Source organism: Halomonas sp. OfavH-34-E, from assembly GCF_024124525.1.
Lineage (GTDB): Bacteria > Pseudomonadota > Gammaproteobacteria > Pseudomonadales > Halomonadaceae > Halomonas > Halomonas litopenaei.
Genome location: NZ_JAMXRY010000013.1, coordinates 56801 through 83527, shown reverse-complemented (window position 1 = coordinate 83527; position 26727 = coordinate 56801). Strand labels below are relative to the sequence as shown.

General features: G+C 63.8%; 22 protein-coding genes. 16 read left to right on the top strand and 6 right to left on the bottom strand.

The genetic code is table 11. The features are described 5' to 3' along the window. Positions 1-51 precede the first annotated feature (51 nt). The 7 genes from thrS to ihfA all read left to right on the top strand — a co-directional run bounded on the left by thrS (position 52) and on the right by ihfA (position 7253). Positions 52-1950 (top strand): threonine--tRNA ligase, encoded by a 1899-nt coding sequence (thrS, locus tag NH448_RS07945; protein ID WP_045991497.1) that lies wholly within the window; start codon positions 52-54, stop codon positions 1948-1950. Between the two features lie 94 nt (positions 1951-2044). Then, positions 2045-2584 carry a translation initiation factor IF-3 gene (gene infC / locus NH448_RS07940; protein WP_083970214.1) on the top strand — a complete coding sequence of 180 codons (540 nt, stop codon included), beginning with the start codon at positions 2045-2047 and terminating at the stop codon, positions 2582-2584. Between the two features lie 88 nt (positions 2585-2672). Next, positions 2673-2867 (top strand): 50S ribosomal protein L35, encoded by a 195-nt coding sequence (rpmI, locus tag NH448_RS07935; protein ID WP_045991495.1) that lies wholly within the window; start codon positions 2673-2675, stop codon positions 2865-2867. Between the two features lie 37 nt (positions 2868-2904). Beyond that, on the top strand, positions 2905-3258 hold the full coding sequence (gene rplT, locus NH448_RS07930) for a 50S ribosomal protein L20 (protein WP_045991494.1): 354 nt from the start codon (positions 2905-2907) through the stop codon (positions 3256-3258). Positions 3259-3432: 174 nt separating this feature from the next. Then, on the top strand, positions 3433-4452 hold the full coding sequence (gene pheS / locus NH448_RS07925; protein WP_045991493.1) for a phenylalanine--tRNA ligase subunit alpha: 1020 nt from the start codon (positions 3433-3435) through the stop codon (positions 4450-4452). A 65-nt stretch (positions 4453-4517) separates the two neighbouring features. Beyond that, positions 4518-6899, top strand: a complete 2382-nt coding sequence (pheT, locus tag NH448_RS07920; RefSeq protein WP_253028658.1) for a phenylalanine--tRNA ligase subunit beta — start codon at positions 4518-4520, stop codon at positions 6897-6899. A 57-nt stretch (positions 6900-6956) separates the two neighbouring features. Further along, entirely contained in the window at positions 6957-7253 is a 297-nt protein-coding gene (gene ihfA / locus NH448_RS07915) for an integration host factor subunit alpha (RefSeq protein ID WP_045991491.1), read from the top strand. 266 nt (positions 7254-7519) lie between these two features. Here ihfA and NH448_RS07910 read toward each other — a convergent pair whose 3' ends face one another. Both NH448_RS07910 and NH448_RS07905 read right to left on the bottom strand, forming a co-directional pair. Further along, complete coding sequence (locus NH448_RS07910) at positions 7520-8899, bottom strand: nucleobase:cation symporter-2 family protein (protein ID WP_108133571.1); 1380 nt, start codon at positions 8897-8899, stop codon at positions 7520-7522. Positions 8900-9140: 241 nt separating this feature from the next. Beyond that, a complete protein-coding gene (locus NH448_RS07905) occupies positions 9141-9347 on the bottom strand; it encodes a DUF2788 domain-containing protein (RefSeq protein ID WP_045991489.1) in 207 nt (68 codons plus the stop codon). A 152-nt stretch (positions 9348-9499) separates the two neighbouring features. Here NH448_RS07905 and NH448_RS07900 point away from each other — a divergent pair, with 152 nt between their 5' ends. After that, positions 9500-9964: a flavodoxin domain-containing protein gene (locus tag NH448_RS07900; RefSeq protein ID WP_045991488.1), complete on the top strand. Its 465-nt coding sequence runs from the start codon at positions 9500-9502 to the stop codon at positions 9962-9964. Beyond that, entirely contained in the window at positions 9964-10332 is a 369-nt protein-coding gene (locus NH448_RS07895) for a hypothetical protein (protein WP_045991487.1), read from the top strand. The genes NH448_RS07900 and NH448_RS07895 overlap by 1 nt, the downstream gene beginning before the upstream one ends. 84 nt (positions 10333-10416) lie before the next feature. Here NH448_RS07895 and ppnN read toward each other — a convergent pair whose 3' ends face one another. Together ppnN and NH448_RS07885 are read right to left on the bottom strand one after the other, a co-directional pair. Beyond that, a complete protein-coding gene (gene ppnN / locus NH448_RS07890) occupies positions 10417-11790 on the bottom strand; it encodes a nucleotide 5'-monophosphate nucleosidase PpnN (protein WP_045991486.1) in 1374 nt (457 codons plus the stop codon). A 26-nt stretch (positions 11791-11816) separates the two neighbouring features. Then, positions 11817-12155, bottom strand: a complete 339-nt coding sequence (locus NH448_RS07885) for a YfcL family protein (protein WP_045991485.1) — start codon at positions 12153-12155, stop codon at positions 11817-11819. A gap of 193 nt (positions 12156-12348) precedes the next feature. On the opposite strand from NH448_RS07885, the gene NH448_RS07880 reads away from it, so the two are divergent. From NH448_RS07880 to NH448_RS07860, 5 genes are all read left to right on the top strand, one after another. After that, on the top strand, positions 12349-13266 hold the full coding sequence (locus NH448_RS07880; RefSeq protein ID WP_045991484.1) for a LysR family transcriptional regulator: 918 nt from the start codon (positions 12349-12351) through the stop codon (positions 13264-13266). 221 nt (positions 13267-13487) lie between these two features. Continuing rightward, the gene (locus NH448_RS07875; protein WP_045991483.1) at positions 13488-14816 is read left to right on the top strand and encodes an allantoin permease; all 1329 of its coding nucleotides are present in this window, start codon (positions 13488-13490) and stop codon (positions 14814-14816) included. A 224-nt stretch (positions 14817-15040) separates the two neighbouring features. After that, positions 15041-16786 carry a hydantoinase B/oxoprolinase family protein gene (locus NH448_RS07870; RefSeq protein WP_108133634.1) on the top strand — a complete coding sequence of 582 codons (1746 nt, stop codon included), beginning with the start codon at positions 15041-15043 and terminating at the stop codon, positions 16784-16786. 9 nt (positions 16787-16795) lie between these two features. Beyond that, positions 16796-18883 (top strand): hydantoinase/oxoprolinase family protein, encoded by a 2088-nt coding sequence (locus NH448_RS07865; protein WP_045991482.1) that lies wholly within the window; start codon positions 16796-16798, stop codon positions 18881-18883. A gap of 110 nt (positions 18884-18993) precedes the next feature. Beyond that, positions 18994-19953, top strand: a complete 960-nt coding sequence (locus tag NH448_RS07860) for a helix-turn-helix domain-containing protein (protein WP_045991481.1) — start codon at positions 18994-18996, stop codon at positions 19951-19953. Between the two features lie 102 nt (positions 19954-20055). Here the strand turns inward: NH448_RS07860 and gcvP are convergent, their stop codons facing one another. Beyond that, positions 20056-22950, bottom strand: coding sequence for an aminomethyl-transferring glycine dehydrogenase (gcvP, locus tag NH448_RS07855; protein WP_045991480.1), 2895 nt, complete (start codon positions 22948-22950; stop codon positions 20056-20058). Positions 22951-23096: 146 nt separating this feature from the next. Then, on the bottom strand, positions 23097-23489 hold the full coding sequence (gcvH, locus tag NH448_RS07850; RefSeq protein WP_045991479.1) for a glycine cleavage system protein GcvH: 393 nt from the start codon (positions 23487-23489) through the stop codon (positions 23097-23099). 564 nt (positions 23490-24053) lie between these two features. On the opposite strand from gcvH, the gene NH448_RS07845 reads away from it, so the two are divergent. Both NH448_RS07845 and gcvT read left to right on the top strand, forming a co-directional pair. Then, positions 24054-25445, top strand: a complete 1392-nt coding sequence (locus NH448_RS07845) for a sodium:alanine symporter family protein (protein ID WP_045991478.1) — start codon at positions 24054-24056, stop codon at positions 25443-25445. Positions 25446-25528: 83 nt separating this feature from the next. Continuing rightward, positions 25529-26638, top strand: a complete 1110-nt coding sequence (gene gcvT / locus NH448_RS07840; RefSeq protein ID WP_045991477.1) for a glycine cleavage system aminomethyltransferase GcvT — start codon at positions 25529-25531, stop codon at positions 26636-26638. Positions 26639-26727: the final 89 nt, after the last annotated feature.

Sequence of the window (26727 nt, the reverse complement as noted above, 5' to 3'; positions counted from 1 at the left end):
GCGACACGTGATCCCTGGTATGGATCACCACTGCGCACAAGGACAGCTTGCATGCCCATCGTGACACTGCCTGACGGCAGTCAGAGAACCTTCGATTCCCCCCTTAGCGTCATGGAGCTGGCCGAGAGCATCGGCCCGGGACTTGCCAAGGCCTGCGTGGCCGGCAAGATCGACGGCGTATTGGTGGACGCCGCGGACCTGATCGAGACGGACGCCGAGGTGGCGATCCTGACCGCACGTGACGAGGAAGGCCTGGAGATCATCCGGCATTCCTGTGCCCACCTGATCGGGCACGCGGTCAAGCAGCTCTATCCCGAGGCCAAGATGGCCATCGGCCCGGTGATCACCGACGGCTTCTATTACGACATCGATTTCGGCCAGTCGATCACCCCGGAAGACCTCGAGACCATCGAGAAGCGCATGAAGCAGCTAATCGATGAAGAGTACGACGTGGTCCGCGAGTACGTCGATCGCGATGCCGCGATGCTGGAATTCCTGCATCGCGATGAGCCCTACAAGCAGGAAATCGTGCGCGGGATTCCCGAAGGCGACACTATTCGCCTCTACCGCCACAAGGAATATACCGACATGTGTCGTGGGCCCCACGTGCCCAACACTCGTCACCTCAAGGCGTTCAAGCTGACCAAGCTGGCCGGTGCCTACTGGCGCGGCAATGCCGACAACGCCATGCTGACCCGCATCTACGGCACCGCCTGGGGCGACAAGAAGCAGCTCAAGGCCTACCTGCACCGCCTCGAGGAGGCCGAGAAGCGCGATCACCGCAAGCTGGCGCGTCGTCTCGACCTCTTCCACATGCAGGAAGAGGCGCCGGGCATGGTGTTCTGGCACCCCAACGGCTGGACCCTGTGGCAGCGCGTCGAGCAGTACATGCGCGGCGTCTACAAGGAGGGCGGCTATCAGGAGATTCGCTGCCCTCAGATCATGGACGTGTCGCTGTGGAAGAAGTCCGGCCATTGGGATAACTACGCCGACGGCATGTTCTTCACCGAGTCCGAGAAGCGTGAGTACGCGCTCAAGCCGATGAACTGCCCGGGCCACGTCCAGGTGTTCAACTCCGGTCTGCGCAGCTACCGTGAACTGCCGGTGCGCTTCGGCGAATTCGGCGGCTGTCACCGTAATGAGCCGTCCGGCGCGCTGCACGGCATCATGCGAGTGCGCGCCTTTACCCAGGACGACGGCCACATCTTCTGTACCGAAGAGCAGGTGCAGCCCGAGGTGACGAGCTTCCATCGCCAGGCGCTCAAGGTCTACAGCGACTTTGGCTTCGAGGATATCGCGATCAAGATCGCCCTGCGCCCGGAAAAGCGCATCGGCGACGACGACACCTGGGATCGTGCCGAGAACGCCCTGCGTGGAGCGCTGGAGGCCTGTGGGGTCGAGTGGCAGGAGCTGCCGGGCGAGGGCGCCTTCTATGGTCCCAAGATCGAGTATCACATGAAGGACTGCCTGGGCCGCGAGTGGCAGGTCGGCACCATGCAGGTCGACTTCATGATGCCCACGCGGCTGGGTGCCCAGTACGTGACCGAAGAGGGCGAGCGCAAGCCGCCGGTCATGCTGCACCGTGCCATCGTCGGTTCCATGGAGCGCTTTATCGGCATCCTGATCGAGCACTACGCCGGCGCCATGCCGCTGTGGCTCGCGCCGGAGCAGGCGGTGGTGATGATCATCACCGATGCCCAGAAGGAATACGCCGAAGCCTTGACCTCACGACTGCAAAAAATCGGTCTTCGCGTCAAGTCGGACTTGAGGAACGAGAAGATCGGCTTTAAAATTCGCGAGCATACGTTGCAGAAGGTACCCTATCTCCTGGTGGTCGGAGATAAGGAAGTAGAGGCCGACTCGGTGGCTGTGCGTACGCGCAGCGGCGAAAATCTGGGCACCATGACCGTGGACGCCTTTATTGAACGAGTTCAGGCCGAGCGGTACTAACGGGTAGGCGGCATGGGCCGCCCCCTCGTGTGAGGCTCTAGGCACGCACCTTCCCAGCTCTCGCACCTTCCAAAGCTACAGTGGAGACGGAACCATCAAGAGAAGCAACCCCAGAGGACGCCCCCAGGACAAGCGTCCGCCAATGAACGAGCGCATCACCGAAGATCAGGTCCGCCTGATCGCCAGCGACGGCGAACAGCTTGGCATCGTGGATACCCGCGACGCCCTTGAGCGTGCCGAAGCGGAAGGGATGGACCTCGTACAGATTTCCAATGCCGATCCGATCGTCTGCAAGATCATGGATTACGGCAAGTTCGTCTTCGAGCAGAAGAAGCAGAAAGCTGCTCAGAAGAAGAAGCAGAAGCAAATCCAGGTCAAGGAAGTCAAATTCCGTCCTGGCACCGACGAGGGTGACTATCAGGTCAAGATGAAGAACCTGATTCGATTCCTCGAAGGTGGCGACAAGGGCAAGGTCACCCTGCGTTTCCGCGGGCGTGAAATGGCGCACCAGGACATCGGCCGCAAGCTGATGGAACGGATCGCAGCGGATCTCGAGGAAATCGGGACCGTGGAATCCTTCCCCAAGATGGAAGGGCGCCAGATGATCATGATCATTGCCCCCAAGAAGAAGTGATCCGACGGCCGGTTCAACGATTGGTCAGCCTGTGAAGGCTGGCCATTGGCCCCGGATTTTCTAAAGAAACTCGAGCGGAGTTATTCTCATGCCGAAGATCAAGAGCAACAGCGGCGCTGCCAAGCGCTTCAAGAAGACTGCCAACGGCTTCAAGCACAAGCAGTCCTTCCGTAGTCACATTCTGACCAAGAAGTCCACCAAGCGTAAGCGTCAGCTGCGCGGCATGCAGCAGATCCACGACGCCGACAAGGCACTCGTGCGTCGCATGCTGCCGTACGTATAAACCCTTGGTGAACCCCCTTTAACGTCAGGAGAGTGCTATGACTCGTGTCAAGCGTGGTGTCGTCGCCCGTCGTCGTCACAAGAAGATCATGAAGCAGGCCAAGGGCTACTACGGTGCCCGTTCGCGCGTCTTTCGCGTTGCCAAGCAGGCCGTCATCAAGGCCGGCCAGTACGCGTACCGCGACCGTCGCCAGCGCAAGCGTCAGTTCCGTGCCCTGTGGATCCAGCGTATCAACGCCGGTGCCCGTCAGCACGGTCTGTCCTACAGCCGCTTCGTCGGTGGTCTGAAGAAGGCCGGTATCGAAATCGACCGCAAGGTCCTGGCTGACCTGGCCGTTCACGAGAAGGCAGCCTTTGCTGCCATCGTCGAGAAGGCCAAGGCTGCCCAGTAAGCGCGTTCGAATGATGAGCGAGCTCTCCCCATGGGGAGACGAGCGTTCATGATCGCCCCAGGGGAAGAGCAGCCGCTCTTCCCCTGTTTTTTTGGCGACCCCTTTTTCATCGCGATCTCTACTATTGCGCGACCACTCCACCACTGAACGATCAACGATATCGGAGCTCAACGTATGGACCACCTTCCCGACCTGGTTCAACAAGCTCGCGACGCCATCCAGTCAGCCGACTCCATGGCCGCACTCGACGAGATTCGCGTCAAGTACCTGGGCAAGAAGGGCGAACTGACCGCGCTGCTCAAGGGGCTCGGCAAGCTGCCCGCCGAGGAGCGCCCGGCGGCCGGTGAGCGCATCAACCAGGCCAAGCAGGAGCTGGCCAAGGAACTCGATACCCGGCGCGAGGCCCTGGCCAAGGCCGAACTCGACGCCAAGCTTGCCGCAGAACGCCTGGACGTGACCCTGCCGGGTCGTGGACAGCCCACTGGTGGCCTGCATCCGGTGACACGCACCCTGGAGCGTATCGAAGGCCTGTTCCGTCGCATCGGCTACGAGGTGGCGGTGGGGCCAGAGCTCGAAGACGATCACCACAACTTTGAAGCCTTGAACATCCCGGCCCACCATCCGGCGCGGGGCATGGCCGACACCTTCTATTTCGACGCCACCCGGCTGCTGCGCACCCACACCTCGCCGGTCCAGGTGCGCACCATGAAGGCCGAGGAGCCGCCGATTCGCATCGTCTGCCCGGGTCGGGTGTACCGCAGTGACTCGGATCTGACCCATACCCCGATGTTCCATCAGGTCGAGGGCCTGCTGATCGAGGAAGACGTCAGTTTCGCCGACCTCAAGGGCACCATCGAAGACTTTCTGCATGCCTTCTTCGAGCGCGATGACCTGTCGGTACGTTTCCGTCCGTCCTACTTCCCCTTTACCGAGCCCTCCGCCGAGGTCGATATCGCCTGCGTGATGTGTGCCGGTGAAGGTTGCCGTGTGTGCTCCCACACCGGCTGGCTCGAGGTGATGGGCTGCGGCATGGTCCACCCGGAAGTCTTCCGTCACGGCGGCATCGATCCCGAGCGCTATACCGGTTTCGCCTTCGGTATGGGTGCCGAGCGCCTGGCCATGCTGCGCTATGGCGTCAACGATCTGCGCCTGTTCTTTGAAAACGATCTGCGCTTTCTTCGTCAGTTTCACTGAGCGCTGCGGGCCAAAGGGCCCGATAAAGAACATCGAATGCAGGAACAGGACGTCAAGGAGTCCTCATGAAAGTATCCGAACAGTGGCTGCGTGAGTGGGTATCTCCGCAGCTTTCCACCCAGGGGCTTGCCGACCAGATCACCATGGCGGGGCTCGAGGTGGACGCCGTCGAACCCGTGGCGGCGGCCTTCAGCGAGGTGGTAGTGGCCAAGGTGGTCGACAAGGCCCAGCACCCTGATGCCGACAAGCTCAACGTCTGTCAGGTCGACGACGGAAGCGGCGAGACCGTGCAGGTGGTATGTGGCGCCCCCAATGTGGCCGCCGGCCAGCATATCCCGTTCGCCCGGGTGGGCGCGGTATTGCCGGGTGACTTCAAGATCAAGAAGGCCAAGCTCAGGGGCGTCGAGTCCCGCGGCATGATCTGCTCCGCCTCGGAGCTGGGCCTGGAGGAGGGCACCTCCGAGGGTATCCTGGTGTTGCCCGAGGACGCTCCGGTGGGCACCGCCCTGCGCGACTACCTGGGCCTGGATGACCACACCATCGAGGTCGATCTGACGCCGAACCGCGGCGACTGTCTGAGCGTCCAGGGCCTGGCCCGCGAGGTTGGCGTGCTCAACCGTCTTGGCCTGGACGAGCCGCAGATCTCCGAGGTTGCGGCCAGCCATGACGAAACCTTCCCGGTCAGGGTCGAGGACGCAGAGCGCTGCCCGCGCTATATCGGCCGTCTGATCAAGGGCGTCGATATCAGCCGTCCCACGCCGATGTGGATGGTGGAGCGTCTGCGCCGCAGCGGCGTACGCGCCATCGATCCGGCGGTGGACGTGACCAACTACGTGATGCTGGAACTGGGTCAGCCGCTGCACGCCTTCGATCGTGCCAACCTCGAGGGTGCCGTGATCGTGCGTCTGGCACGCCAGGGCGAGGAGCTCGTGCTGCTCGATGGCCAGACCGTCAGTCTCGACCCGAGCACCCTGATCATCGCCGACGAGAAGGGACCGCTGGCCCTGGCCGGAGTGATGGGCGGCGAACACTCCGGTGTCGGCGAGGCCACCCGCGATATCTTCCTGGAAGGCGCCTTCTTCACCCCCTTGGCGGTGGCCGGACAAGCGCGCTCCTACGGGCTTCACACCGATGCCTCGCATCGCTTCGAGCGCGGCGTCGATCCCGAGCTGACGCGCCGTGCCATCGAGCGGGCGACCGAGCTTCTGATCGCCATCTGCGGCGGCGAAGCCGGGCCGCTCAATGAGCAGGCATCCGACGCTCACCTGCCGGCTCAGCGTGAGGTGACCCTGCGCACGGAGCGGCTGGCCAAGGCGCTGTCCAAGCGCCTGGACGACGCCGAGGTCGGCGAGATCCTCGAGCGCCTGGGCATGGCGGTGGAAAGCATCGACGCTGGCTTCCGGGTCAAGGTGCCGAGCTGGCGTTTCGACGTCACCATCGAGGAAGACCTGATCGAGGAAGTGGCGCGGATTCACGGCTATAACCGTTTGCCGGTGCGTCGCCCCGCCGTGCGTCTGGCACTCAAGGCAGACCATGAGTCCAGGAGCCCGTTGTCGCGGTTGCGTCGTCAAATGACCGCACGTGGCTACCAGGAAGCGATCACCTACAGTTTCGTCGCCCCGGAGCTGCAGCGTGTGCTGCTGCCCGAAGCGGTGTCGCCGGTGCTGGCCAACCCGATTTCTGCGGATCTGTCGGTGATGCGGGCGAGCCTGTTCCCGGGCCTGGTCAGGGCGCTTGAGCACAATCTCAATCGCCAGCAGACCCGCGTGCGCCTGTTCGAGAGCGGCCTCATTTTCCGCGGTGAGCTCGATGAACTGGAGCAGGTGCCGATGCTCGGCGCCATCGTCTGCGGCTCGCGCCTTCCCGAAGGCTGGGCTGGCGGTCGCGACAAGGTCGACTTCTTCGATCTCAAGGGTGACCTCGAGAGTCTGTTCGAAGTGACCGGCAGCGCCGACGCCTGGCGTTTCGAGCCGGGCGAGCACCCGTCACTGCATCCCGGACAGTGCGCGCGCATCCTCCATCGCGGCGAGGAAGCCGGCTGGATCGGCACCCTGCACCCGGCGGTCAAGGCCAAGCTTGGTCTCAAGACCGACGCCGTGCTGTTCGAGGTGCGCCTCGATGCGCTCAGCCAGGGCAGCATCCCTGCCTTTGCGCCGCTGTCACGGTATCCCGAGGTGCGTCGCGACCTGGCCTTTGTGGTGGATGAGGACCAGCCGGTGCAGGCGCTGCTCGACCGCGTGCGTGCCGAAGCCGGTGAATGGCTCACCGAACTGGGGCTTTTCGACGTCTATCAGGGTAAAGGCGTAGCCGAAGGTCGTAAGAGTGTGGCCTTGGGCTTGACCTGGCAGCATCCTTCGCGCACGCTAAATGACGAAGAAATCAATCAGTTGGTCGATGCCATCGTGGCAACGGCTCGGCAGGGACTCGATGCCGAGCTGCGTGCCTGACGCTTTCCCCTGACGGGCGCGGACGGTTGGCGTGACCATCACCATGAGGATAAGAACATGGGAGCGTTGACCAAGGCAGAACTGGCCGAGCATCTGCATACCGAGCTCGGCCTGTCCAAGCGGGAGGCGAAGACCATGGTGGAAGCCTTCTTCGAGGAAATTCGCGCCTGTCTGCGGGAAAACGAGCAGGTCAAACTGTCGGGGTTCGGCAATTTCGACCTGCGCGACAAGCGTGAAAGGCCTGGGCGAAACCCCAAGACGGGAGAAGAGATTCCGATCTCGGCTCGGCGTGTGGTGACCTTCCGGCCCGGGCAGAAATTGAAAAGCCAGGTGGGGCATCCCGAGGAAGCCTAGAGGTGTGAAGCCTTGGCTTTGCCGGCCTCGCCCGATCGCCAAGCGTTGCTCCACGACGGTGTCGTCTTGCATCGTCTTGAAAGGTCCCGGCCCGTAAAGGCGTCACCCTGAAGAAGTGCCGTAACCGAAGGTCGTGACGCAAAGTGTCATCGTAAAAAGCGCCGCCCCAAGAGGGCGGCGCTTTTTTTGTGACGGGACTGGAGTGGAGCCTTGCAATAGAGCCTTTGCAGCCGTGGCTGATATGAAGGTCACCGGCGTACCGGGCGTCAGCCTTCCTCGGTGCTCTGGCGATCGAGGTTCGTCTGTCGGGCTTCTTCCTCCCTTTCCTGAGCCTCCTGGGCCAGTGTCTTGCGCGGCAACAGCAGGTTCAACAGGAAGGCGCTGATCGCGGCGATCACGATAGGTGCGCCTGTGACCACGTCCTTGACCGTTTCCGGGAACTGCTCGATCGCCGACGGCACCGAGGTGATGCCCAGGCTCAGGGCCAGCGACAGCCCGACGATGGTCATGTTGCGGGCGGTCATCTCGTCCTTGATCAATAGCTGGATGCCGGTCACCGTGATCATCCCGAACACGGTGATGGTGGCGCCACCGATGACCGGATAAGGGATGGTCGTCATCAGCGCGCCGAACTTGGGGCTGAGGCCGGCCAGCAGTACGATGACACCCGCCAGCATGAAGACGCTTCGACTGATGACCTTGGTGATCGCCACGATGCCGACGTTCTGGCTGTAGGTGGAGGTCGGCAGGGCACCGAAGAAGGTGCTCAGGGTGGTCGTCAGGCCATTGCCGAGCAGGCCGCCGGTGAGTTCCTTTGTCGCCAGTTCCCGGTTCATTCCCGCCACGCTGGTCGCGGAGAGATCGCCAATCGTCTGGACCGAATTGATCACGCAGATCACCACCATGGAAATGATGGCCGCGGAGTGAAACTCCATCTCGAACGGCATCAACTCCGGCACTGCCAGCCACGGGGCGTTGTTCACCGGCGAAAAGTCGATCATGCCCAGGGGGATGGCGACCAGATAGCCCACCAGCATGCCGATGATGATGGCCGACAGCTTGACCACGCCGCGCCCGAACTGGGACGCCACCAGGACGGTGACCAGCGTCAGAACGCCCAGGCCCCAGTTGACGAGATCACCGAAGCCTTCGGCGTTGACGTTGCCACTGCCAGCCATGTAACGGATGGCGATGTCGTACAGCGACAGTCCGATCACCAGCACCACGGTGCCCGCCACCACCGGGGGAAAGAGGTGGCGGATGAACTGGATGAAGTAGCCCACCACCATCATGGTGATGCCACCGATCAATTGGGCGCCCAGGATGCCCTCGATGCCGTACTGGGCGCCGACGGCGATCAGCGTTGGCACATAGGCGAAGCCGACACCGAAGATGGCCGGCAGGCGGGCGCCGAACTTCCAGACGCCGTAGAGGTGGAAGAGGGTGCAGACGCCGGAGGCCAGCACCGCTACCTGAATCAGCTGGAGTTTTTCCGCCGGGGTGGCGCCGACCACGCCGGCGACGATAAGCGGCGGCGTGATGACACCGGCGATCATCGCCAGCACGTGTTGAAGCGAAATGGGCAGCGCCCGGGCTATGCCGGGCCGGCCGTGGAAGTCGAACAGCGTCGTGGGGGGTGTCTGCATGATCCTGGCCATTGTGGTTGTTGTCAGGGCGTCTGTGGTCGCTGAATACACTATGCAACGTTAGTGTATCCAATGTAGGACGACGAACTGTATACAACAATGGTTCGATACCTGATATCGGCGGTACGAACAAAACGGCAGAATCGGTAAGACAACGACGACATGGACAATGGCGATATCGACCTGGAGGCCGAGGCTCTGGTGGAATAGTCGACGAGTGCAAGTGTCGCCAGGAGCGGTGCTAGACCCCCTTGCCTTCCAGATACCAGGTAATGACGACCTTTGCCACGTAGCCCAGCATGCCGGCGCCAAGCACGATGAACAGCATCAGGGTGCCGAAGCGGCCAGCCTTCGACTGCTTCGCCAGGTCCCAGATGATAAAGCACATGAACAGGATCAGGCCGCCGATCATGATGGGGGTGATCCAGGCCTCGAAGGTCTCGCGCATGGGGCTCTCGCTTGTGTGGTGGCGGTGGGCGGGGGAGTGTGAACTGGCCTGCCATGGTATCCGGTCCAGACACGGCTTGCAGCGCCCGAGGGATGCGCAGGCGCCAGCCTACGTGCTAGAATCCGACCAAAATTTTCAGGTAATTCCATCACATGCCTACTCTCAAGATACTGGTTGGCACCATGTACGGTGGTGCTCTCGACGTAGCCGAACAGGTCAAGCCGTTATTCGAGGACGCGGGCTACGAGGTTTCTGTGCTCGAAAACCCGACCCTGGCCGACGTCACCGACGACGCACCCGATCTGGCGCTGTTCTGCGTGTCCACCACCGGCAGCGGTGACTTTCCGGGAAACTTCGTCAGCTTCGTGCGTGAGTTGCAGGACAAGAGCCCCGGCCTTGGGCAGCTTCGCTATGGCCTGATCGCCCTGGGCGACAGCTCCTACGGAGAAACCTTCTGCGGCGCCGGGCGCCGCCTGGACCAGCTGCTAGAGGAACAGGGCGCAACACGCCTCGACGACCGACTCGAGATCGACGCCATGGAGACCTTCATGGCCGATGACGAGGCGCTGCCCTGGGTCGAGGGCTGGATTGCCCGTCAGAACCTGAAGGTGGCCTGATGGCCAGGGCGATCGCGAGCCCTGCTCGCCTTAGCCTGATGGTCGGCCTGATGCTGGTGCTTGCGCTGACTCTGCCGCGCTACCAGATGGCCGGTCTCGATACCCGCGAGACGCTGGGCTATATCGTGCTCGGTGTACTGGCCCTGGCCAGCCTGTTTCAGTGGCGGTTGCTCGATGGCGCGGGACGCTCGCGCTTTCTACGCATGCTGTTCACCCTGTTGGGCTGCATGGTCGTAGGCCTGGTGGTAATGGCGATCTACAGCACCCTGGTCGATGGCATGGCGCTTGGCCTGGCGGTGCTTTCCCAGGGCGCGACCGCGGGGCTGTTGCTGCACGCCGTGGTGCTGGTGTTCTCGAAGCGGGATTGATTAAAGGTCTCAATGCACATCGCCCCGAGCCTTGCGGCTCGGGGCGATGTGTTTTTATGGTGCTGCGGGTACGGATGAGGCCGATCAGGCGACAGCGCCGCCCAGGGTATAGCAGGGAACATAGTCACCCGCGAGTTTCATGCGACCCTGGGCGACGAAGGACGTCAGCAGGGCGTCGAGCTTCTCCATCAGGTCGGCCTCGGCGTGCAGGCGGAAGGGGCCGTGGGCCTCGATGGCGCGAATGCCCTGTTCCTTGACGTTGCCGGCGACGATGCCGGAAAAGGCGCGGCGCAGATTGGCGGCCAGTTCGTGCTTGGGCAGTTCACGGTTCAGCGCCAGCGACGCCATGGCTTCGTGGGTCGGCACGAAGGGCTCCTGGAAGTTACGCGCGATGGTCAGGCGCCAGTTGTAGTAGAAGGCATCCTGGCGGGCGCGCCGATACTCGGTGACCTTGTCGATGTTGGCGCGCATGGTGCGGGCCACCTCGGTCGGGTCATCGATGATGATCTGATAGAGCTCGCGCACCGATTCGCCGAGGGTGTAGACCAGGAATTCGTCGATTCGCTGGAAGTACGCGGCGGCGCTGGCGGGGCCGGTGAACACCACCGGGAACTCCATGTCGGCGTTGTCCGGGTGCAGCAGGATGCCGAGCAGGTAGAGGATTTCCTCGGCGGTGCCGACCCCGCCGGGGAAGACGATGATACCGTGGCCCAGGCGCACGAAGGCTTCCAGGCGCTTCTCGATATCCGGCATCACCACCAGTTCGTTGACGATGGGATTCGGCGCCTCGGCGGCGATGATGCCGGGCTCCGACACCCCCAGGTAACGGCCGGGGTAGCGGCGCTGCTTGGCGTGGGCGACGTTGGCGCCCTTCATCGGTCCCTTCATGGCGCCAGGGCCGCAGCCGGTGCAGATGTCGAGATCGCGAAGCCCCAGGTGGTAGCCCACGTCCTTGGTGTACTCGTACTCCTCACGGGAGATCGAGTGGCCACCCCAGCACACCACGAGGCTGGGATCCCGGCTAGGCTTGAGCGTGCCGGCCTTGCGCAGGATATGGAACACCGCGTTGGTGGTGCCCTCGCCGGTGGCCAGGTCGAAGCGCGACTGGTTCTGGATCTCATTGTAGACGTAGACGATGTCGCGCAACACGCTGGAGATATGCTCGCGGATGCCGCGAATCATGCGGCCGTCGACGAAGGCCTCGGCGGGGGCATCGGTCAGCTTCAGACGTACCCCGCGGTCCTGCTGCAATAGCTCGATATCGAAGTTGGGGTAGGTCTCCAGCAGGGCCAGGCCGTCATCCATGGGGTTGCCGGAATTGAGCACCGCCAGCGTACAGCGGCGCAGCATCTCGTGCAGACCGGTCTGGGAGCTGTCGCGCAGACGATTGACCTCGTGCTGGGACAGAATCTCGAGGCTGCCCTCGGGGGAGATCGTGGTGGAAATGGTCTCGGGCATAAAAGGCTTCCTTGTCTGGGCGGGTGTCAGGGCGCAGGGGCCTTGGCACACGCCTGATTGAAGAGGGCGCGCACGGCGCTCTGATCCGCGTCGCTCATGCCGTCCTGGGCAAAGGCGCCGTCCAGCCATTCATGGAAGACGGCGTCGAAATCGTCACTGGTGACTTCGCTCGGGTCGTAGTCCAGCTGGTCCACCACCAGGGGGATCTGGGGAATCAGATAGCCCAGCGGAAACAGCTCCTCGGCGCTGGCGTCACGCTCCATGTCGATCAGGGCATCATGGATGGCGTCGGCACGGGCGGCGATGGGGTCATGCATGGTGGTGAACTCTTGGTCGGAGGTGGTGTGAAATGAACGCTCGATCATGGCTCGATGCTACCACGGCCGGGCGTCAGGGCGCACCGCTGCGGGCTTCGTGCTGAAGTGGTAGACTATGCCGACCCAAGGAAAGGGCCTCGGTCACTGCGTGGGCATTTCCTCAATTGGCCTTGGTTTGCAGCAGCCGTGACCTGGCTTGTCGCTGGCCTGCAAACCGGACGGATCACCCTGGCGTCACTCCATGTTCAATGCCCTGTACTTCCGCACCTTCATCACCCTGGTAGAGACCGGCAGCTTCACCCGTACCGCCCAGCGTCTCGAGATGACCCAGCCGGGGGTGAGCCAGCACGTGCGCAAGCTCGAGCGTTATCTGGACAAGACCCTGCTGGAGCGCCAGGGGCGCCGCTTCCGGCTGACCGAGGCCGGTCGCCGAGCTTACGACTACGCGGTAAAGCTGTTTTCCGAGCATGAACAGTTTCGTCACTCTCTGGACGACGAGAGTCTCGACAGTGGCGAGTGTCGGCTGGCGTCACCCGGCAGCATCGGGCTCATGCTCTATCCGTTTATCCTGGGCCAGCAGCAGCGGCATCCAGGACTGACCGTATCCTATTGCTTCGCCTTCCATCAGGAGATCCTGGCCGATGTGCTGGCCGGTCGGCACGATCTCGGCATCGTCACCGAGGTCACCCGTCACCCGGATCTCGAGTGTGAGGCGTGGCACGACGAACCCTTGAGCCTGGTAGTGCCGGCGGACTTTACCGGCACCAGCCTCAATGACCTGCTGGGGCTCGGCTTCATCAGCTATACCGATGGTCTGGACAAGGCCGGTAGCCTGCTGCGAGCCAATTTTCCCGACGACTTCAGCTCCATGAGCCATTTCCCGCGCCAGGGCTTCACCAACGAGGTGGGCATGGTGCTCGACGCCGTGGCCCGTGGCCTCGGCTTCAGCGTGGTCTCGCGCCTGGTGCTCGAGACCTCGCCCTGGCAACGTCAGGTGCGCGAGATGACCCTGACCCACCCCATGGACGAGACGCTCTACCTCGTCAGCCGACGCGGGGCGCGGGTCCCCAGTCGCTACCACCACCTGCTCGAGGCCTTTCGCGAGCAGCGACACCTGGAGCGCTTCGGCCACCCCGAGGGTCGCCAGGCCGAGGGCTGAGGCGTCAGTCCTTCCTCCTTGTATCAACCGCCAGTTTTCCGTCAGTGCCCTGTGACGCAAGCGCCGGGGCGCTGAGCGCCAAGCCTTTTCTCTTGTGACCTTTCAGTCTGGCAGTGCCGTGATCCGCGCTGGGCAAGTTGCCCGCCGACGCCCGACAGGCGTCTGACGTGCGCTGTCGTGCTGCGTCAGGACCCGGCCGACAACAACAAGAGGAAATCACCATGGCTAGTCCCCCCATCACTGAACACCGCGCAAGCGAGGCGCAGGAAGACGCTGACCGCATGTCCCGCTCAAGCCTGATGATGGCCTGGTGGGCTGTGCTCAGCGCCATCTTCTATCTGGTCGTGGCGGCGGCCATGGCCAGAAGCTATGGCACCGCCAATGCGCTGATCGGGATCGTCATGAGCATCCTGGTCTACAGCGCCATCAACGCGGTACTGAGCCGTTTCGCCCAGCGCACCGGTCTCACCGTTGCCGAGTTTTCCCGTACGCTTTTCGGTCGCCTGGGAGCCCTGGTGGCGACCCTGATCTTCTTTGCCACGGCGCTGTACTACGCCGTCTTCGAAGGCTACGTGATGGCCCTGGCGCTGAGCCACCAGAGTGGCTGGCCGATGGCGCTGACCACCCTGGTCGTGGTGATCGTCGGCATCGCCCTGATCGGCGCTGGAGTCCAGCGCTTCCTGGACCGTTTCAACGCCTGGCTGTTGCCGGTCTATCTGCTGGGTATGCTGGCGGCAGTGTGGCTGGCCATCGATGGATACGGCTATCCAGAGGGCTGGCTGACCCGGGTGCCTGAAGGGGGCGCCCCGGCCTTCGGCTGGTGGCACACCTTCACCTACTACATGGGTATCTGGGTGCTGATGATGTTCACCTTCGACTACGCCCGTTTCGGCAAGGACCGCGATCGTCGCTTCCACGCTCGCATCACCTTCGGCCTGCCGTTCTACGCGCTGGCCTTCGGCTTCAGCGCAGTGGTGGGCATCCTGCTGGACGCCACCCTGCCAACCGCAGGGCTCTCCGAGGCGGCCATCGTCATGGGCCTGCTGGAGCTGATGGGGCTGGCGGGTCTTGTGCTGGTGTGGGTGACCCAGAGCCGCATCAATACCGCCAACTACTTCCTCGCTACCTCCAACCTCGCCAGCCTGCTGGGACAATGGCGCCCTGGAAAGGCGTGCTATGGACTGGCCATGGCACTGGTGGCGGCTCTGGCCTGGGCGCTGATGTCGGCCGACGTCTTCGGCTATCTGCTTACCGCCTTGGCTTATCAAGGCATCTTCGTGGTCGCCTGGGTCGGGGTCGCGCTGAGTCATATCCTGTCCCGCGCCGTTCGTGAAACTGCACCTGCGAGTGTCGAGGAAGACGAGCCGGTCTACCGGTTGGCGGGGCTCGGCGCCTGGGCCGGCGCCTGCCTGGTCGGGGTGGTGCTGATGCACCAGCCGACCCTCGCCAGCTTCTCGGCACCGGCCACCTTCCTGCTGGCCTTCACCCTGGCACGCCTGCTGCCAGGCGGTTCCATCAACGTCGCCGGATTGTCGCCGTCCCGGGATTGACCTGCACCAGGGCCTCCCGGTGGCCAGGCGACGAGGGTCCGCGCCCGGAGTTCCTCTCCGCAGGCGCGGACCCTGTGCATTTGCCGCCAGCCCACCCTCCAGTGCACTCAGCGTCAACTCCTGTCTCCTTCAACGCCAATCCCTGGATGGCCGTCGGCGAGAAGATGACGATGAGGAGCGGCGCACCGCTTCGACTCCAACAACCACAAGAGCGCGGAGTGACCATGACAACTGTGGATCCCATTACCCTGGCGGTCGTCCGGGGAGCGCTGGAGACGGCGCAGCGCGAGATGACCCTGACGCTGGAAAAGACCGGACGATCCAGCGTCTTCAATCTGGCCCATGACTATTCCAATGCCCTGTTCGATGCCGTACCCGAAATGATCCTGCAGGGCCAGGACATCCCGATACATCTGGGTTCCCTGATTCCTGCCATGAAGGCGGTGGCCGGCTTCTACGGCGAGGACATCGCGCCCGGGGACGTCGTCTACCACAACGACCCGGCCTACAAGGGCAGTCATATCATCGACTGCTGCATGTACAAGCCGGTGTTCTTCGAGGGTGAACTGGTGTTCTGGACGGTGTGCAAGGGCCACCTGACGGATATCGGTGGCCCGGTCCCGGCGGGCTACAACCCCGACGCCAAGGAGATCTACGCCGAGGGCCTGAGGATTCCCCCGGTCAAGCTGTGGGAGAAGGGGCGCCGTCGCGAAGACGTGATCAACCTGCTGTTGACCAACATGCGTGCCCGCGAGCATCAGGAAGGCGACCTCAACGCCCAGTACGGTGCCTGCGGCGTCGGCGAGCGTCACCTGCTACGCCTGCTCGAGCGCTACGGTGTCGATACCGTCAAGGCGGCGATCGCCGAACTCAAGGCGATGGCGGACCGCCAGATGCGCAGTTTGATCGCCGAGGTGGCCGACGGCGAGTACAGCGGCACCGCCGTGCTGGAGGATTCCGGCCATGGGCTTGGCGATCTCGAGATCACCGCCCATGTGAAGATTGAGGGTGACGAAGTGGCCATTCGTATCGACAGCCCTCCTCAGGTGCCTTACTTCATCAATTCCTATGAGGGCAACTCGATGTCCGGCGTGCTGCTGGGGCTGATGATGTTCGCCCAGCTACCGCCTCCCTACAACGAGGGGCTCTATCGTTGCCTGAGCGTCGATATGGGCCCGCCCGGCACCCTGTGCAACGCCAGCGAGCCGGCACCCCACGCCAACTGCACCACCACGCCCATGGAGACCTTGACCGATGCGGTACGCCTGGCCTTCGAGCAGGCGGCGCCCGAGCGGGTCAGCGCGTCCTGGGGACACGCCAGCGGCATCAATATCGCCGGTTTCGACCCACGTCATGGCAACGAGCAGTACGTGACCATGGTGCTGGCGTCGATCATCTCCGGCGCCGGTGCCACCCGGACCATGGACGGCTGGCACTCACGGGGTCCGCTGTGTTGCTTCGGTGCGCTGATGTCCGGTGACATCGAACTGCTCGAGACCTCCTATCCGATCCTGATCCATCGCTACGGTCTGGTGACCGACAGCTGTGGCGCGGGAGAGCGGCGCGGCGGGTCCGGGACCTGGCTGGAAATCGAGCCGCTGGACCACGCCATGACGGCGGTAGCCTTCGGCGAGGGACGACAGTACGCCACTGCTGGCGCAGGCGGTGCGCGCAATGCCCTGGTCGAGCCCAAGCTCGGGCGGCTGGTGCATCGCCACCGAGACGGCAGCGAGACGGTCTATGACCGCAATGCGCTGTTGACCATCGAACCCGGCGAGCGGGTCATCAACGTCAATCCTGGTGGCGGTGGCTTCGGCGACCCCTGGACACGACCGCCGCAGGAGGTTGCCGGCGACGTCCGTGATGGTCTGGTGTCCCGTGTGGGCGCCCGCCAGGACTACGGGGTAGTGGTCGATGACCAGCTGCACCTGGATGAGTCCGCCACCCGTCAACTGCGCCAGACACGCTAGGAGATTCCCATGACCGCAATCTATCGACTCGGCATCGACGCCGGCGGCACCTTTACCGATTTCATCCTGGCAGAGCGGGGCAAGGGCGTCAGCCTGTTCAAGAGCCCCTCAACCCCTGAGGACGGCACCCAGGCGATCCGCGCGGGGCTTGCCCAGATCGCCGATGCGCTGGGACGCCCCGCCAGTGAGGTGGTGGCCAATGCCGATCTCTGCATCAACGGCACCACGGTGGCGCTCAACGCACTGATCGAGCGTCAGGGCGCCAAGGTTGGCCTGCTGTGCACCGAGGGCCATGAAGACAGCCTGGAAATCCGCCTCGGTCACAAGGAAGACGGCTATCGCTATGATCCGGAGTATCCCCCGGCGCATATGCTGGTGCCGCGCTATCTTCGCCGGCCGATCGGCGGTCGCATGCTGGCCGACGGCAGCGAGCGTCAGCCGCTGGACGAGGAGGCGATTCGTGACGCCGTGGCGCTGTTCAAGCGTGAAGGGGTGGACGCGGTGGCGATCTCGTTTCTGTGGTCGGTGGCCAACACCGACCACGAGCAGCGCGCCCTGGCCATCGTGCGAGAGCTGATGCCCGACACCTTCGTCTGCTGCGGCAGTGAGGTCTATCCCCAGGTGCGCGAATACACCCGCACCTCGACCACCGTGGTCAACGCCTATCTGAGCCCGGTGATGCAGCGCTATGTCTCGCGCATCGACGCCCTGTTCGAGGAACTGGGGGCTCGCCAGCCGGTACAGTATTTCCAGTCCAACGGCGGACTGGCGCTGGGCAAGGTGATGCGCGAGAAGGCCGTGGCGGCGATCAACTCGGGCCCGGCCTCGGCGCCCCAGGCCGGGCTGTACATGGCCGGGCCGCTGGGTGTCGACAACGTCATCACCGTGGACATGGGCGGCACCTCCTTCGACATCACCCTGACCCGGGGTGGCCAGACCAACTACAGCAAGGATGTGGACTTCCTGCGCCAGCGCATCGGGGTGCCGATGATCCAGGTCGAGACCCTGGGGGCCGGCGGTGGCTCCATCGCCCACCTCAACGAGCAGGGCATGCTGCAGGTGGGGCCGCGCAGCGCCGGCGCCTCGCCGGGGCCGGTGTGCTACGGCAAGGGCGGGCGCGAACCCACCGTCACCGACGCCAATCTGGTGCTTGGGTACCTCGATCCCGAAGCGGTGCTCGGCGGTACCGTGCGCCTCGACCGCGAGGCGGCGGTGGCGGCGATCCACGAAAGGATCGCCGAGCCGCTGGGCATCAGCGTCGAGCGTGCGGCCTTCGGCATTTGCACCCTGGTCAACCTGAACATGGTCAATGGCATTCGCCGGGTATCGGTGGAGCAGGGTTATGATCCCCGTGACTTCACCCTGATCGGCGCCGGTGGCGCAGCCGGCATGCATCTGGTGCGCCTGGCCGAGGAGATCGGCGTGCGCCAGGTGCTGGTACCCAAGGTGGCCTCAGGACTCTGCGCCTTCGGCCAGATCATTTCCAATGTTCAGCATGAGCGGCTGACCTCCCTGGTGCTGCCGTTGGATGACGACCCGGAGCACCGCGTGCGGGTCAACCGGCGCCTTGCCGAGTTGCGCGATGAAGGCGTGGCCGAGCTCAAGCGGGACGGTTTCGAGGATAACGCCATTGCCTGCCGTTATCGCTTCGAGATCCGCTATCGCGGCCAGATCCACGAGTGTACGGTCGAGAGCGAGCGCGGAGAGTTCGATGAGGCCGGCTGGTGCGAGCTGCGCGACGCCTTCCACGCTCGCCATGAGGCGCTCTATTCCTACTGCGAGCCGGACAGCGAGGTGGAGCTGGTCAACCTGGAGTGCTCGGTGATCGGTGAGGTGGAACCGCCGACCATGCCGACCCTGGAGGCCCGAGGGGGGGAGCTCGAGGCGGCGCTGCTGGGTCGCCGTGATATGCTGTTCGACGGTGAAGGCGAACCCGTGCCCACGCCGGTCTACGACGGCGAGGCACTGGACCCCCGGCATGAGGTGACAGGGCCAGCGGTCATCCAGGAGGCCACCACCAATATCGTGCTGCCACCCGGCTGGAAGGCGACCCTGTCGAGCACTGCAAGCTATGTGCTCAGCCCGATCGACGGCTGAGGCGACGGTTTCCCGGGATCGGCAGGATCGATCTCGGGTTCTGCGCCACGAGACAGCCACACCAGACCGCAACAACAATAACGAGAGGCACGAGTGCCGAGGAGGTTGGCATGAGTGACATGGTCACGACACAGGATACCAGGGCGCGCTGGTCGCGCTGGATCTCCGATACCTACTTTCCCCTGAGCCTGAGCTACCGCGACGAAAACGCGCCGTTTCGCGGCGATCTCAAGGTGTGGAAGACCGACGATCAGGACTTCTCGCTGTCACGCCTGACTTCCGACGGGCTAGTGTATTCCCGCGACCAGGCGCAGATCGCCGCCGATCCCGAGAGTTCTTTCCTGGTGACCATCCCCCAACGTGCCGAGGTGTTCTTCGAGCAGGGCGGACGTTCGCTGCGTTGCGAGCCGGGGCAGTTTCTGGTCGAGCGGGGGGATCTTCCCTATCGCTTCGGCTACGAGCAGGCCAATGCCATGTGGGTGTTCAAGGTGCCGGATGCATCGATGAAGCATCGGGTGCGCGGTGTCGAGCGCTACGCTCAGCACTGCTTCGAGGCGAACACTGGCATGGGGCGGGCCTTCGTCGAGTTTCTGGCGATCTGTGCCAGTCGCTTCGATGAGTGTTCCCGCGATGAGCGTCAGCGCCTGTTCGAGCAGGCGCTATCGATGCTGTCGCTGGTGCTGGAGAAGGATGACCGGGTGTTGGTCAGCGACCAGTCCCAGTTGAAAAGCGCCCACCTGATGCGGATCGAGCGATTTATCTCTGCCCGCCTTGGCGACCCGGAACTGGGGCCGTCAATGGTGGCGGAGGGATGTGGCATTTCGCTGCGCTATCTGCACAAGTTGCTGTCCGAGACCGGCCACTCGGTCAACGACTGGATTCGCATGCAGCGGCTCGAGGCCGCGCGTCGGGACCTGTGCGATCTGGCGGAAGGGGTGAGCATCGGTGAGATCGCCTACCGCTGGGGGTTCAGCGACCAGGCGCAGTTCTGCCGTGCCTTTCGACGCCGTTTCGACTGCTCGGCCAGCCAGATGCGACATCGTCATCGGGATGGCCAGGGGGCCGGCTGAAGCCCGCCTTCGACAAGCTCCGAAACAAGGAGATACAGCAAACGCAACGACGCGGCCCAAGGGCCGCGTCGTTGTTTGTCACCGCAGGAGCGTTGTGGGCGCTCAGTCGCGGTATTCGTCGATGCTCGGGCAGGAGCAGATCAGCTGGCGATCGCCCAGCACGTTGTCGACCCGGTTGACCGCCGGCCAGTACTTGGCACCCTTGACCGCCTCGGAGGGGAAGGCGCCGATCTCGCGGGAGTAGCCCCGGTTCCAGTCCGCGTCCATCAGGTCGGCCATGGTGTGCGGGGCCTTCACCAGAGGGTTGTCCTCCAGGCTCCACTCGCCGCTCTCGACCCGGGCGATCTCCTCGCGGATGCCGATCATGGCGTCACAGAAGCGGTCCAGCTCATAGAGTGACTCCGACTCGGTGGGCTCGATCATCAGGGTGCCGGCCACCGGGAAGGACATGGTGGGGGCGTGGAAGCCGTAGTCCATCAGGCGCTTGGCGATGTCTTCCTCGCTGATGCCGGAAGCCGCCTTGAGCGGACGGATGTCGATGATGCACTCGTGGGCCACGGTGCCGTTCTGGCCCTTGTAGAGCACCGGATAGTGCGCTTCCAGGCGAGTGGCGATGTAGTTGGCGCCGAGGATGGCAAGCTCGGTGGCCTCGCGCAGGCCGCGTGCTCCCATCATCTTGATGTAGGCCCAGGAGATCGGCAGGATCGAGGCCGAGCCGAAGGCCGCCGCGGACACCGCGCCGGAGTCCTCTTCGACACCGTCGATCGGGGTCACGCTGTGGTTGGCCACGTGGGGCGCCAGGTGCGCCTTGACACCGATCGGGCCCATGCCGGGGCCACCACCGCCGTGGGGGATACAGAAGGTCTTGTGCAGGTTGAGGTGGCTGACGTCGCCGCCGAAGTCACCCGGACGTGCCACGCCGACCTGAGCATTCATGTTGGCGCCGTCGATATACACCTGGCCACCGTTGGCGTGGACGATGTCGCAGGCCTCGCGCACGCCTTCCTCGAACACCCCGTGGGTGGACGGGTAGGTGAGCATGATCGCGGACAGCGCCTGTGAGTGCTGCTCGGCCTTGGCCTTGAGGTCGGCCAGGTCGATGTTGCCATCCTCGTCGCACTCCACCACCACCACGCGCATGCTGCACATGGCAGCAGAGGCCGGGTTGGTACCGTGGGCGGAGCTGGGAATCAGGCAGACGTCACGGTGGCCCTCGCCCTGGGCCGCCTGGTAGCGACGGATCGCCAGCAGACCGGCGTATTCGCCCTGGGCGCCGGAGTTGGGCTGCATCGAGATGTGGTCGTAGCCGGTGATCTCCACCAGGAAGGCCGCCAGTTCGTCGATCATCTGGCGATAGCCGGCGACCTGATCCTTCGGCGCGAAGGGATGGATGCGGGCGAACTCCGGCCAGGTGATCGGCATCATCTCGGTGGTGGCGTTGAGCTTCATTGTGCAGGAGCCCAGTGGAATCATCGCGTGGGCCAGCGACAGGTCCTTGTTCTCCAGGCGCTTGAGGTAGCGCAGCATCTCGGTTTCGCTGCGATAGCGCTGGAAGGTCGGGTGCTCAAGGAAGTCGCTCTCGCGTCGGCAGGCGGCGGGAATGCCGCTGGCCTGGGACTCGAGGATGCCGTCGTCGAGTTCGCGCACGCCAAGGCCGTGCTCCTCGCCCAGCAGCACGTCGAACAGCGCGTCCAGATCGTGGGCGGTGGTGGTCTCGTCGAGGCTGACACCCACGTCGCCGTTGTCGAAGTAGCGCAGGTTGATCTCGTGGGTCATGGCTCGACCGTGGATCTTGCCGCGATCGACCCCGGTCAGACGCAGGGTGTCGAAGTAGCTGTCGTTGGCCAGGCTGACGCCTTTCTGGGCCAGGCCGGTGGCCAGGATGGTGGTCAGCCGATGGATGCGCCCGGCGATGGTGCGCAGGCCCTCGGCGCCGTGATACACCGCGTAGAAGCCGGCGATGTTGGCCAGCAGCGCCTGGGCGGTGCAGATGTTGGAGGTGGCCTTCTCGCGACGGATGTGCTGCTCGCGGGTCTGCATGGCCATGCGCAGGGCGGTGTTGCCGCGGGCATCCTTCGACACCCCGATGATACGGCCGGGGATCGAGCGCTTGAGCTTGTCGGTGGTGGCGAAGAAGGCAGCGTGGGGGCCACCGAAGCCCATCGGCACGCCGAAACGCTGGCTCGAGCCGACCACGATATCGGCGCCCATGGCGCCGGGCTCCTTGAGCAGTACCAGGGCCATCAGGTCGGTGGCAACGCAGGTCATCACGCCACGCTTCTTGGCCTCGGCGATCAGCGGTGCCAGGTCGTGGACGCGGCCGTCATTGCCGGGGTACTGCAGCAGTGCGCCGAAGACGTCATGGCTTGCGAGTTCTTCCGCCGGGGCGATGACGATCTCGTAGCCGAACCAGGAGGCGCGGGTCTTGAGTACGTCCAGGGTCTGGGGGAATACATCGTCGGCAACGAAGAAGGCATTGGTCTTGGCCTTCTTGTTGGAGCGTCGGCACAGCGCCATGGCCTCGGCGGCGGCGGTGGCTTCATCCAGCAGCGAGGCGTTGGCCAATTCCATCCCGGTCAGGTCCATCACCATCTGCTGGAAGTTCAGCAGGCCTTCCAGGCGGCCCTGGGAGATCTCGGGCTGATAGGGGGTGTAGGCGGTGTACCAGCCCGGGTTTTCCAGCACGTTGCGCTGAATGACCGCCGGCAGGTGGGTGTCGTAGTAGCCCTGGCCAATGTAGCTGCGGGCGACCTTGTTCTGGCGGGCCAGACGATACAGGTAGTCCAGCGCCTCGGCTTCGGCCTTGGGGGGATCCAGATCGAGCTCACGGCCCAGGCGGATGTTGGCGGGCACCGTCTTGTCGATCAAGGACTCCACGCCTTCGACACCCAGGGCCGACAGCATCTTGGCCCTGTCGTCCCCATCGGGACCATTGTGACGACGGAGAAAGGCATCGTGATCGGCCAGTTCGGCCAGGCGACGTGTATCGAAAGCCATGGAACACCTTGAGTGTGACGGACCCCGAAGATCCGGATGAATAACGGGTTGCCTCGCGTGGTGGCGGGCGCGTTGGCCGGGGCCACATGGCCCCGGCGAGGGGAGGGAGTGGCTCCCCCTTGTGGCGCGGGTCGCAGAGGCCCGGCTCAGCCTTCGGCGTCGACCACCGCCTGATAGGCGTCGGCGTCGAGCAGGTCGTCGAGGGCGCTCTGGTCGTCGAGGCGCACCTTCATGATCCAGCCATCCTCGTAAGGCGCTTCGTTGACGGTCTCCGGAGCGTCCTCGAGGGACTCGTTGACCTCGACGATCTCGCCGTCCACCGGCGCATAGAGGTCAGAGGCGGCCTTGACCGACTCGATAACGCCGAATTCGTCGCCCTTGGCGAGGCTGGTGCCGACCTCGGGCAGGTCGACGAAGACCACGTCACCCAGGGCTTCCTGAGCGTGATCGGTGATGCCGATGGTGACGGTTCCGTCGCCGTTGTCCTGAATCCATTCGTGGCTGTCGACATAGCGCAGGTTGGCGGGGATTGAGCTCATCTCGATTTCCTATACGAAAAAGGTTTTCCGGTTTCGCGCATGCTAACGCCATTCTCGGCGTTTGGCGAGTCCATGATGAGAGAAAAACGGGGTGGTCGCCGCACTCTCAAGACATAGGGTGGAACGACTCGCGGTTGGCGTCCAGTCCACGCCCGTGGCTGAAGCCACGGTGAGGTGAAGGGGATGGGCGGATGGCACGTGATGGACGCGTTGGTGGCGAGACCCGGCATGATTCGACGTTGGCGACTATGCTACAGACGTCGAAGAGGCGCGGGGGCCTTCAGCGACCAAAGGGGGATTTGCCAAGACCAACCGCCTTGGCTAAGGTGGCAAAAGTTTCCAATAGGAAACACGGTTGACGTTCATGCAAACAACGGCTGGCGAAGCGGCGTTAGCGTGGACAAGCGTTGCTGGTGCCCTTGCGACAATATCCGCTATCGTAGGCGGGTCCGTGCTGTCGATTCGTCTGATATGCCTGTTATTCCGATAACAATTCACGGTAAACAGGCTTTCTGCTGGTCGACAGCGCATAACAACAAGTGCCGAGTCAAAAGGGAGACTTCCGTGGAAGCACTCAACAATATCTTCTCCGCCATCAATGGGGTGGTGTGGGGACCGATCATGCTGATCCTGTTGCTGGGGGTGGGTATCTACCTCCAGTTGGGTCTCAAGCTCATGCCCATCCGCAAGCTGGGGATGGGGTTCAAGCTGATGTGGGGCGGGCGTGACAGCAAGTCCGAAAGCAAGGATGAAGGCGAGATCTCGCCGTTCAACGCCTTGATGACGGCGCTGTCGGCGACCATTGGTACCGGTAACATCGCCGGTGTGGCCACGGCGATTGCCCTGGGTGGCCCCGGTGCGGTGTTCTGGATGTGGATCACCGCCCTGGTGGGCATGGCCACCAAGTTTGCCGAGGCAGTGCTGGCGGTGCGCTATCGCGAGACCGATGACACCGGTTTCCATATCGGTGGGCCGATGTACTACATCAAGAACGGACTCGGCCGCAAGTGGCTGTGGCTGGGCGGTGCCTTCGCCTTCTTCGGCGCCGTGGCCGCCTTCGGTATCGGTAACACCGTGCAGTCCAACTCGGTGGCCGACGCCCTCGAGTCGAGCTTCGGCATCGAGCCCTGGATTACCGGTGTGGTGATCATGGTGCTGGCCGGTGCGGTGATCCTCGGCGGCATCAAGCGCATCGCCAAGGTGGCCGGCAAGCTGGTGCCGATCATGGGTATCGCCTACATCATCGCCGGTGTCAGTGCCCTGGCGGTCAACGCCGACCAGATCGGTGGCGCCCTGAGCAACATCTTCTACTACGCCTTCAATCCCCACGCCGCCATGGGTGGTTTCGCCGGCGCAGCGGTGATGGCGGCCATCCGTTTCGGTGTCGCTCGGGGTATCTTCTCCAACGAGGCCGGCCTTGGCAGCGCGCCGATCGCCCACGCCGCGGCCCAGACCAAGAACCCGGTTCGCCAGGGGCTGATAGCCATGCTCGGTACCTTCATCGATACCATCATGGTGTGCACCATCACCGCCCTGGTGATCCTGACCGCGCCGATCTGGGAGACCGGTGAGGCCGGCGCCTCGCTGACCGCGCTGTCGTTCGACAATGCCCTGCCCAATGGCTGGGGTGAGGCCATCGTGTCGATCGCCCTGGCGATCTTCGCCTTCACCACCATCCTTGGCTGGTCCTTCTATGGCGAGAAGTGCTTCCAGTTCCTGTTCGGTACCCGCTCCATCATGATCTACCGGGTACTGTTCGTGCTGGCCATTCCGGTGGGTGCGCTGGCCCAGCTTGGCTTCATCTGGCTGATGGCCGACACCTTCAACGCCATGATGGCGATTCCCAACCTGATCGCCCTGGCGCTGCTGTCGCCGGTGGTGTTCAAGCTGACCAAGGACTACTTCGACGGCAAGGACATCCTGCCGGGCGAGGCCCTTGATCACGACAAGTCCTGAGCCTGAGCCGACCACGGGAGGTGCCCTCAGGGGCACCTCCTGTCGTTGCAAGGGTTCTTTCACGAACCACGAGACGAAACGCCATGAGTGAACTCAAGACGACACCGCTGAATGCCCTGCATCGAGAGCTGGGGGCCAAGATGGTCCCGTTCGCGGGCTATGACATGCCCGTTCAGTATCCGCTGGGGGTCAAGAAAGAGCACGAGCACACCCGCGCGGCCTGCGGCCTGTTCGACGTCTCGCACATGGCGCAGATCCTGATTCGTGGCGAGAACGCGCTGGCCGCGCTGGAGACCCTGGTGCCGGCGGATCTGGTCGGCCTGCCCGAAGGCATGCAGCGCTATGGCCTGTTTACCAGCGAAGACGGCGGGATCCTCGATGACCTGATGACGGTCAACGCCGGTGACCACCTTTACCTGGTGGTCAACGCGGCCTGTCGTGATCAGGACATCGCCCATCTGCGTCGCGGGCTGCCCGACCACGAAGTCGAGGTAGTCGATCGCGGCCTGCTGGCGCTGCAGGGGCCGAAGACCGCCGATGTCATGGCGCGCCTGTGTCCGGCAGCCTGCGAGATGGTGTTCATGCAGCATGGTCGCTTCGACATCGACGGTATCCCGGTGTGGATCAGCCGCAGCGGCTATACCGGCGAGGATGGCTTCGAGATCTCGGTGCCGGCGGATCAGACCGACGCCCTGGCGCGCAAGCTGCTGGCCGAGGAAGAGGTCGAGGCCATCGGCCTGGGGGCGCGTGATTCCCTGCGCCTGGAGGCCGGGCTCTGTCTCTACGGCCACGATATCGATACCACCACCACGCCGGTGGAGGCGGGGCTGATCTGGGCCATTGGCAAGCCACGTCGTCGTGGCGGCGAGCGCGCCGGTGGATTCCCGGGGGCTGATCTGGTGCTGCACCAGGTCGAAGTCAAGGACCACCAGCGCAAGCGCGTCGGCCTGCTGGGCGAGGGGCGTGCTCCGGTGCGCGAAGGTGCCGAGCTCTACAGCGAGGACGATCGTCTGCTCGGGCAGGTGACCTCCGGTGGCTTTGGCCCCAGCGTCGGCAAGCCGGTGGCCATGGGCTACGTCAGCCTCGATCACGCCGAGATCGGCACCACCGTGTACGCCGAGGTGCGTGGCAAGCGTTTGCCGATGACGGTGACGCGCATGCCGGTCATCACACCGGGTTACTATCGCGGCTGACAACGCGGCTGACAACGCGGCTGACAACGCGGCTGACATCTCGATAGATAACGCGTTATACCGTTATCTTGTGTGGCGGAAAGTGCCAT